Source organism: Myxococcus sp. AB025B (genome assembly GCF_006518215.1).
Classification (GTDB): domain Bacteria; phylum Myxococcota; class Myxococcia; order Myxococcales; family Myxococcaceae; genus Myxococcus; species Myxococcus fulvus.
On the sequence record NZ_SRLW01000358.1, the window covers coordinates 1 to 9,259 of the forward strand.

6 protein-coding genes are annotated in these 9,259 nt (G+C 72.1%); 4 read left to right on the forward strand and 2 right to left on the reverse strand.

The window, feature by feature from the left end:
* The 4 genes from FL311_RS37470 to FL311_RS37485 all read left to right on the forward strand — a co-directional run.
* Nucleotides 1-342 (forward strand): EF-hand domain-containing protein (locus tag FL311_RS37470; protein ID WP_194869526.1); only part of this gene is annotated, 342 nt, incomplete at its 5' end.
* Nucleotides 343-475: 133 nt separating this feature from the next.
* Nucleotides 476-3,262: a response regulator gene (locus FL311_RS37475; RefSeq protein ID WP_228557339.1), complete on the forward strand. Its 2,787-nt coding sequence runs from the start codon at nt 476-478 to the stop codon at nt 3,260-3,262.
* Nucleotides 3,263-3,326: 64 nt separating this feature from the next.
* Complete coding sequence (locus tag FL311_RS37480; protein WP_141332469.1) at nt 3,327-4,622, forward strand: nucleotidyltransferase domain-containing protein; 1,296 nt, start codon at nt 3,327-3,329, stop codon at nt 4,620-4,622.
* Nucleotides 4,619-5,401 carry a nucleotidyltransferase domain-containing protein gene (locus tag FL311_RS37485; RefSeq protein WP_141332470.1) on the forward strand — a complete coding sequence of 261 codons (783 nt, stop codon included), beginning with the start codon at nt 4,619-4,621 and terminating at the stop codon, nt 5,399-5,401. The genes FL311_RS37480 and FL311_RS37485 overlap by 4 nt, the downstream gene beginning before the upstream one ends.
* A 9-nt stretch (nt 5,402-5,410) precedes the next feature.
* On the opposite strand, the gene FL311_RS37490 is transcribed toward FL311_RS37485, so the two are convergent.
* Together FL311_RS37490 and FL311_RS37495 are read right to left on the reverse strand one after the other, a co-directional pair.
* Complete coding sequence (locus FL311_RS37490) at nt 5,411-6,331, reverse strand: hypothetical protein (RefSeq protein WP_228557340.1); 921 nt, start codon at nt 6,329-6,331, stop codon at nt 5,411-5,413.
* Nucleotides 6,332-6,430: 99 nt separating this feature from the next.
* Nucleotides 6,431-9,259, reverse strand: a 2,829-nt coding sequence (locus FL311_RS37495; RefSeq protein ID WP_141332471.1) for a poly(A) polymerase, incomplete at its 5' end; no start/stop codon positions are given.

Sequence of the window (9,259 nt, forward strand, 5' to 3'; positions counted from 1 at the left end):
CTCCAGCTCCTCGTCCGTGACGTCCTGCCCGAGCGCCCCGCCCCCAGCCTCGCCTCCGTGGAGCAGGTGGAGACGTCCTCCGCCGGCATCCTCCCGCTGGCGCCCGAGCACGCGGCGGTGGACGAATTCACCAGCTCCGGCAACGAGCTGCTCGACATCTTCCAGCGCTACGACCGCAACCGCACCGGCGCCATCGAGCGCGCCGAGTTCGCGCGGCTGCTGGAGGCGCTCGGGCAGGACGTCACGGACGAGGAGCTGGAGATCGCCCTCGACATCGTCGACGCGGACGGCACGGGGAGGATCTCCTGGATGGAGTTCAAGGCGTGGTGGCGCAGCCGCTGAAAGCGCGCGTCACCAGCGCGCTGGGCCTGGGCCCGTCCCCGTCGTGGGCGGGCGCCTGGGCCCTGGCCAGCTCGCGCCGTCTCGAAAATAGGAGCGGGGGCGGAGCTGACCTACACTCGGGAGGGTAGGGGGAGTGGTGTCCGACCTGGCGTCCAGAGCCCATACCACCGTCTTCGAGCACGCGCGCGACGCGGTGCTCGTGCTCGACGCTGCCCAGCTCATCCAGGAGGTCAACCGCGCCGCCGAGCGCATCTTCGGTCCGCGCGGTGAGCTGGTGGGCATGGCGGTGACGCGCCTGTTGTCGGGGTGGCGTCCGCCGGACACGCGCGGCTCGCCGGACACGCCGCACGAGACGGAGCTGGCCGGACAGCGGCCGGGCGGCGCCGGGCCCGCGTACTACCTGCGCGTGCAGACGCTGGCCCAGTTCGACGCGGCCGGCAACGCGCTGGGCTGGGTGCTCCAGCTCCAGGACATGCGCGGCAGCCTGGAGGTCGAGGCCTCCATCCGTCAGCAGAAGGAGTTCTTCGAGGCGGTGGTGCGCAACAGCCCCGTCGCCATCGTCACCATCACCCGCCAGTTCATCGTCCTGTCGTGGAACCCCGCCGCCGAGCGGCTCTTCGGGTACACGCCGCAGGAGGCGCTGGGCAAACACATCTTCGACCTGGTGGCCACCGAGGACAGCGTCCTGCCCGAGGCGAAGAAGGCCCAACGCGACGTCACCCAGCGCGGGCGCGTGCACTCCGTCACGCGGCGGCTGCGCAAGGACCACACGATGGTGGACGTGGAGCTGTTGGCGCTGCCGGTGTCGGTGGGCGGCCGGCAGCTGGGCTTCATCGCCATCTATCACGACATCACCGACCTCCAGCGCGCGCGCCAGGCGGCCGAGTCCGCCAACCAGGCCAAGAGCCTGTTCCTGGCGACGATGAGCCACGAAATCCGCACGCCGATGAACGCCATCATCGGCATGACGGGGCTGATGCTGGACACGCACCTGACGGGCGAGCAGCGCGAGTTCATCTCCACCATCCGCCAGAGCAGCGAGGCGCTGCTCACGCTGCTCAACGACGTGCTGGACTTCTCCAAGATCGAAGCCGGCCGCTTCGAGACGGACCGGCACCCGTTCGACCTGCGTCAGTGCGTGGAGTCGGTGCTGGACCTGCTCGCGGTGCGCGCCAGCGAGAAGGGCCTGGACCTGGGTGCGGACATCTCACCCGACGTGCCCCAGGTGGTGATGGGGGACGCCTCCCGCCTGCGCCAGGTGCTGCTCAACCTGGTGGGCAACGCGCTGAAGTTCACCGAGTCGGGCGGCGCCGTCGTCTCCGTGGACGGGGTCCGCCGCGCCGAGGCGACCGACGCGCCGTGGGAGCTCACCTTCTCCGTGCAGGACACGGGGCCGGGCATCCCCGAGGAGAAGCGCCAGGGCCTGTTCCAGCCGTTCAACCAGCTCGACGTGTCGGTGGCGCGGCGCTTCGGCGGCACGGGCCTGGGGCTCGCCATCTCCAAGCGGCTGGTGGAGGCGATGGGAGGGCGCATCTGGGTGGAGAGCGAGGGCGTGCCCGGCCGCGGCACCACGTTCTTCTTCTCGCTCACCGTGCAGGCCGCGCCGCAGACGACGGCGGGCTACCTGCGCTCGGACGAGCCGCTGCTGCGCGGCCGGCGCGTGCTCATCGTCGACGACAACGCCATCAACCGCCGGCTCCTGGGACGACAGCTCCAGGCGTGGGGCGCCGAGCCGGTGGAGGCGGGCTCCGGCATGGAGGCGCTCTCCAAGCTCCAGTCGGGCGGCTCCGGGTTCGACCTGGCGCTCATCGACCACCAGATGCCGGGACTGGACGGTCCCTCGCTGGCGGCGCGGATCCGCAAGCGCGACGACCTGCGGGCGCTGCCGCTGTTCCTGCTGACCTCACCGGGACGCCGCGCCGCGCCTCCGCCGGGCCTGTTCTCCGGGGTGCTGTCGCGCCCGATGAAGGCCTCGCAGCTCCATGACACGCTGATGTCCTGCTTCTCCAAGGACGTGCCCCGGGTGCGCGTGGAGCCCGCGCCGACGGGGGCTCCCGCGCCCCGAGACAGGCCCGGAGACCGCGTCCCCTTGCGCATCCTGCTGGTGGAGGACAACCTCACCAACCAGCGGCTGGCCAGCCTGATGCTGGACCGGCTCGGCTATCAGGTGCAGGCGGCGTCCAACGGGCGCGAGGCGCTGGAGTGGTCCCTGCGCCAGCGCTTCGACGTGGTCTTCATGGACCTGCAGATGCCGGAGATGGACGGCCTGGAGGCCACGCGGCGCATCCGCAAGGAGCTGCCGCCCACGGTGCAGCCGTGGGTCATCGCGATGACGGCCAACGCGATGGACTCCGACCGGGAGCAGTGCTTCGAGGCGGGGATGGACGACTTCCTGTCCAAGCCCATCCGCGTGGAGGCGCTCACCGCCGCGCTGGTGCGCTGCCAGACGCCGCGGCCCGTCGGCGGCACCCGCACGCGGCCGGAGCGCGTCGTCATCGCGGAGCAGGGGCTCTCCGACGACCTGGTGCCCGAGGCCGCGCGCATCCCCGGCCTGCAGCCCGCGGCGCTGGCCCGGCTGTGGCGGGAGCTGGGCTCGCAGGCGGGGAACATCCTCCCGGAGCTCATCGACACCGCGCTGCAGAGCATGCCCGCGCTGCTCGACGACGCGTACACGGCGCTGGGGCAGGGGCTGCTCGACGACCTCAGTCGCGCGGCGCACACGCTCAAGTCCAACGCGGCCTGGTTCGGCGCGTCGGCCCTGGAGACGCTGAGTCGGGAGCTGGAGCTGCGCGCGGACGCGGGCGATGACGTCGACTCCCTGCGCGAGCGACTGGACCGGTGCCGGGCGGAGCTGTCCACGACGCGCGCGCTGCTGTCGCGCCTTCGTGAGAGAATCGCCCTGCCGACCGCGCGGGGCTGAGGTCCCGGTCAGCCCTCCGGGGGCTCGGGCGTCCCTCGCGCGGCCGCGCACTTCGAGGTGAACGATGAGTGACTCTCCCAAGGATTCCTCCCACCCGGGCGCCGCGCGCATCCGAGGCCTGGAGCAGGTGGACCGGCTGTCGGTGCCGCTGCCGCATGGCACCGAGGTGACGACGCGCGTGGAGCGGCTGACCTCCGGCGGGCGGCGCATCCCCCAGGGCGTGGTGGGGCGCGTGGTGCGGGCGAAGGACGGCGGGCTCGACATCCAGATCGTCGGCGTGGGCGAGGTGTGGTTCGCGCGCGACGAGCTGGTGCCCCGGCGTCCGGGACAGGTCCAGTTCGCCCAGCGGCGCGAGGCCGCCTGGAACGCGCTGGGGCCGTGCGTGGTGCTGGAGACGCGCGTGGGCAGCCATGCCTGGGGACTGGCGAACGCGCAGTCGGACGTGGACGTGCGAGGGGTGTTCGCCCTGCCGCTCTCGTGGAGCTTCGGCCTGGTGGAGGCGCCGCAGGACCTGGTGAGCGCCGACGGCAGCACGACCTATTGGGAGGCGCGCAAGACGGTGGAGCAGGCCCTGCGCGCGGACCCGAACACGCTGGAGACGCTGTTCGTCCCCGGCGCCCGTGCACTGGATGAGCTGGGCGAGTGGTTCCTCGCGGAGCGCGAGGCCTTCGTCTCGCAGTCCATCTTCGGCAGCTTCGGTCGCTATGCCATGAGCCAGCTCGACAAGCTCACGCGCAGCCAGCGGCTCGCCGAGCACCGGGACCTGCTGCTGGAGTGGCTGTGCGAGGACCCCACGCCGGACCTGGACGAAGTGGCCCGGCGACTGGCGGACATCTCCCCGCGCGGCGCGCCCACGCCCGAGGACGCGCTGCTGGCGGCGAAGACCTACGTCAAGCAGCTCTATCGCTCGCTGTCGGACCAGGGCCTGCTCGCCGCCAACGACTTCGCGGCGCTCACCGCCTACGCGCGTGGAGGGGGACAGCGTCCTCCGTCGGCGCGGGAGCTGCGACCGAAGAACGCGTACAACCTGCTGCGGTTGATCGCCACGGCCACGGCCTGGCTGCGCCACGGCGAGCCTGTCTTCGAGGCGACGGGCGCCCTGAAGGCGCGGCTGCTGGACATCAAGGCGGGGCAGGTCCCGCTCGAGGACGTGCTGCGCGACGCGGAGGCGATGGCGCCGGAGCTGGAGGCCGCGCGGCGGGAGAGCCGGCTGCCGGAGCAGCCCGACTACGCGCGCGCGGACCGGCTGCTGCGGCGGGTGGGGGATGAAGTGGCGCGGCGCTGGGTGACGAAGGAGCCGGGACCCTGGGGACGCGACGCGCCCGAGGCCCCGCGGATGGAGTGGAAGGATTCGGAATGAAGGGCACGCTGACGGAGCACGAGAAGACGGTGGCGGACCGCGTGCTTGACGAGGAGTCCGCGCGACGCGAGCACCTGGTGGTGTCGCTGACGGGGGCGCATGCCTACGGGTTCCCCTCGCCCGACAGTGATTTGGACCTGAAGTCCATCCACGTGGCGCCCACGGCCATGCTCCTGGGGCTCAGCCCCCGGCAGCTCAACGCCGAGCGCCTGGAGGTGGTGGACGGCGTGGAGGTGGACTACTCGTCCAATGAGCTCGCATCCGTCCTCCAGGGACTGTTGCAGGGCAATGGCAACTACCTGGAGCGCATCCTGGGCGCCATCACCCTGCGGGCCTCTCCGGACCTCGCCTCGCTCCAGCCGCTGGCGCGCGAGGTGCTGTCGCGGCGGGTGTTCCGTCACTACAACGGCTTCGCCCACGGCCAGCTGCGTGAGTGGGAGAAGAGCGGCTTTCGCTCCGCCAAGAAGCTGCTCTACGTGCTGCGCACCACGCTGACGGGCACGCACCTGCTGCGCACCGGGGTCGTGGAGACGGACGTCACCGAGCTCTTGGACGCCCACGGCTTCCCCGAGGCCCGCGAGCTGGTGGAGCAGAAGCGGCGCGGGGAGAAGAGCGAGCTGCCGGAGGCGCTGAGCGAAGCGTGGCGCGTCCGGGTGGCCCGCTCGTTCGAGGTGCTCGACGCGGCGCTGGCGGCGTCGGTGCTGCCCGAGGCGCCGCCCTCCAACGCCGTGGACGCGCTGGAGGCCTGGATGCTGGAGCTGCGGCGCCGGCGCTTCTGAGTCGCGCGTTCAGGGCGAGGTGGCGGACAGCCTGGACAAGGAGCGGTCCTTGACCTTGAGCCAGGCCTGCTGGCGGAAGAGGTACGTGGCGCAGAGCTTCCGCCACGTCCAGACGTCCGGCAGGTTCCACCAGCCCTCGGGCGGCTCGAGGCCGAGGTCCCTCAGGTTGCCGATGCCCCGGTAGCCGACGCCGTCGAGGCCGTTGGCGCTGTTGGACTCCAGCACCAGGGCCTTGTCGGTGGCGGGGTGGTGGTCCACCACGAGGAAGGTGTGGCCGGAGCGCCACGGGTTGCGCCAGCCCTGGATGAGCGTCCACGGATGCGGGTGGGCATCGGCCGAGGGCGCGGGGATGGCCATGCCGCTCTCGACGGCGGCGGTGATGGGGGAGAAATAGTCCTCCGTGGAGGCAATCATCATCTGCCGGTGGCGCCGCGAGTCCCAGGCGAAGTTCGCGCCGTGGGCGTCCGCGAAGGCCTTCACCGTGAGCGCCTCGACGAAGGTGCAGCAGTTGTTGAACAGGGGCGGCGCGCGAGGGACGCGGATGCCCGGGAGGTCCCAGGGGTAGTACGCCTGGTCCAGGTCGTAGCGGAAGTCCTTCAGGCTCTGGAGCAACGTGACGAGCTGGCTCTCGGCGATGGCCAGCGGGTCGTCATCGAAGGGCAGCCGCACGGCGGGCGGAGGCTGCGCCTGGTTCGTCACGCTCACGTAGTGCTGCGTGCGCCAGCGCGTGCAGACCCAGGTGTCCAGCGCGCCCAGCGTGGGGACCTCCAGGCGCACGAAGTCGGTGTCCGGCGTCGGGCTGCCCGGCTTCTCCTCCAGCACGAAGTAGGTGCCCGCCTCGACGTAGCCCTCGAACTGAGACTGGGTGTCGGGCTGGACGAAGCCCCGCATGCGGATGGGCAGCTTCGCGACACGATGGCTCTGGGACACGACGACCCCCCCCTCGGTGTGAATGACTTCGGGTGAAGTCTATCTCACCCGGGGAGGATGTTCATGGGACGCGCCAGGGCTGCAGCGGGGTGTCTGTCCTTACGGGTCTGTTTCCCCGGGGAGGCCCGAGGCGCTCGCGCGTGACAGCTCCACCTGGAGGGTGGCCCCGTCGGGACGGTGGGCCCATTCGAGGAACGACGCGCGGAAGGACTCCACCGCCTCGACGAGCGGCGTGCCCGGCCTCCACGCGAGCGCGCTCGGGTCCCGGGCCTCCAGTCCGATGAGCAGCGAGCCCCCGGCTCCCGGCGCCTGGAGGGGACGCACCGTCAGGCGGCGATCACTCTCCAGGCGGTACGCCAGGGCCGTGATGTGCCCGAGCAGCCATCCCTGGGCGACCTCGCGCCCCTCAGGGGTCTTCGCGTCGGCGCTCAGCCGCAGTCGGGTCGACGGTTGGCTGGTCGAATCGAGCGGCTCGAACAACAGGGACCACGCTCCGGGCGTCCCCGTCCTGCGCGCCTGGGCCACGAGCTCCCGTGCACGCGCCCACTCCTCGCGAAGGATGCGGGAGGTGGAGCGCGACACGTTGCGGGTGGTGTTCCTCAGTGGCGCCACGGGGGCGATGATGGGCAGCAGGTCCCGCTTGCCATCCGGCCGGTAGCGCGCCGTCTCCATCGTCAGGGCCACGGGCTGGGGCCAGGGCCACGTGGCGAAGGTGTCGAAGAAGTGCGCGAGCAGGTCCACGTCGGACTTCACCGCCTCGGGCGCCGCGCGCGTGGTGGCCCAGGCCGCGAGCACCGTCCACGACAGGCCCCCGAGATAGCCGAGCGCATGTGAGTAGAGCCCTCGAGCCCGGGCCCAGGCCTTCACGGCACGCAGCAGGCGCCTGAACCTCGCGTGGGTGTCCTCGTCCGGACCGAGCGCCTCCAGCACGCCCTTCATGTCCGCGAGCCCCAGCACCGAGCGCAGGCCCGCGGGGTCGAACGCGTCCGCGTGTCGCGCGAGCAGCTCCATCGGGTCCAGGGATCCGGCGCCCTCGGGCCGACTGGCGTGGGACACCTCGAAGCTCACGCCGCCCAGCACCCCCTTCACCAGCGGGATGGCCGCATCGGCGACGAAGCGCGAGGCCGCGCGGCTCTCGGGCTCCGACCTCGCCAGCTCGCCCAACAGCTCCCGCGCGAAGTCCTCCCGTGACTGGCCCGCGGGGCCGAGCGCCACCGCGTCCACGTCACTGCCCGCGCCATCGGTCCCGAGCAGATAGGAGCCATACGGATGCAGCGAGGCACCCACGCGAGCGCACAGCGCGCGCAGCCGCTCCACGGCCTCGTCGCGCTTCGCCCGTGTCTCGGGAGCGCTCTCGACGGCGCCCACGTTCCCGAGCGCGGAGCGCAACGCGTCGTCACCGGTGCCCGCTGTCGTGGCCTCCGCGCGCGCGACACCCAGCGGAATGCGTCGGACGACCTCGAACGGCGTGTTGCCCTGGCGGCGGATGATGCAGACCTCGCGGACCTCGAAGCTCAGCGGACGCCAGCCCCGTGCCCACGTGGCGACCGTGCGCTCCACGTCCACGCCGTCCGAGTGGGGCACCTGCCCCACGGACAGATGCGGGTGGAACCCATGGGCCGGGGGCGCGCACTCGGGCACCACGGAGACGAGCTTCGCGTGCAGTCGCGCCAGGGCACCTCGGGGCGCGTCCTCGGGCCGCAACCACGCCGTCGCGCTGGCGCGGTGGTCGAAGTGGTCGAAGTCGGAGAGCGTCACCTGGAAGGGCTCGATGCTCCGCGCGGCCTCGCAGAGCAGCGCCGCCACCGTGTCGAAGTCCTCCTCGGGGAGGAAAGGGTAGAGCAGGGTGACGTGGGGCATCCACCGCTCGAACTTCGCGTCGTGCTTCTTGCGCAGCGCCTGGATGGGCGGCCACACGGACTCGGGGGGGATGAGCACCACGGCGGTGTGGTGGACGAGCCGGGCCGCCGCGGCGCCCGTCATGGAGGAGGCCGCGCGGGTATCGCGGCGCAGGACGCAGCGGATGCCGAAGTGGTCCGACGCGAACAGCGGCTCGCCGGACGGAGCACGCGCGCCCTTCAGCGGGGCTTCGCCGAACAGCTCGATGGACTCCGGCGACAGTCGCCCCGAGGGCGAGGCCACCAGCACGCGGTCCAACCGCTGGAGCCGTCCGGACACGGTGGTGATGGCGGCCAGCGAGTTGAGCCGCGGATTGTACGTCTCGCCCTGCTCGGACGGGCGCAGCGTGGGCCATGCATCCACGAAGCCCGCGCGGCGGAAGGACTCCACCTCCGCGTCACCGTCGCCGAAGTTGAAGTCCCCGGCCAGCACGACGTCGGGCGCGCCCGCGTCGTCGTCGCCCGTGAGTGACGGGAGCTCCTCCAGCAGCGCGTGGACCTGGGTGGCCCGGGCCGCGGCGCCGGTGGCCTCGCGGTTGCTCGTCAGGTGCGGCGTGGCCACCCACAGCGGTCCGCCCGCCAGTCGCAGCTCGCCCACGATGAGGCGCTTGTCGCGCGAGAAGACCCGCTGCCACACCGAGGCGAGGGGCTCGCGCGACAGGAGCACCTGCCCGTAGGGGATGACGGTGTTCGCCTCGGGACCGTCCGACACGTGGTAGCGCTCGCGCACCCAGCCCTCCGCGAGCAGGGCCCGCAGGAAGGGCGCGGTGACTTCTTGAAGGACGATGACGTCCGCGTCGGTCTCGCGCAGCAGCGCCAGGGCCGCGGGCGTGCGGTGCTCGGTGGCGAGCTTCTCCCGGTCGTACAGGTCGAAGAGGACGTTGAAGGTGGCGACGGTGAGTCGCTCCGGCGCCAGGCGCGCGTCACCCGGCGCGGAGGATGGCGTCTTCATCCAGTCCCCCGCCCGCGCGTCGTAGCGATGGACCTGCAGGCGCGCGAAGCCGGGGACCTCGCGAGGACGGGGCGGGGT

Excerpts from the sequence above, each read along its gene's own strand:
- FL311_RS37485 (WP_141332470.1), top strand. The coding sequence starts at position 4,619 with ATGAAGGGCACGCTGACGGAGCACGAGAAGACGGTGGCGGACCGCGTG.
- FL311_RS37480 (WP_141332469.1), top strand. The coding sequence starts at position 3,327 with ATGAGTGACTCTCCCAAGGATTCCTCCCACCCGGGCGCCGCGCGCATC.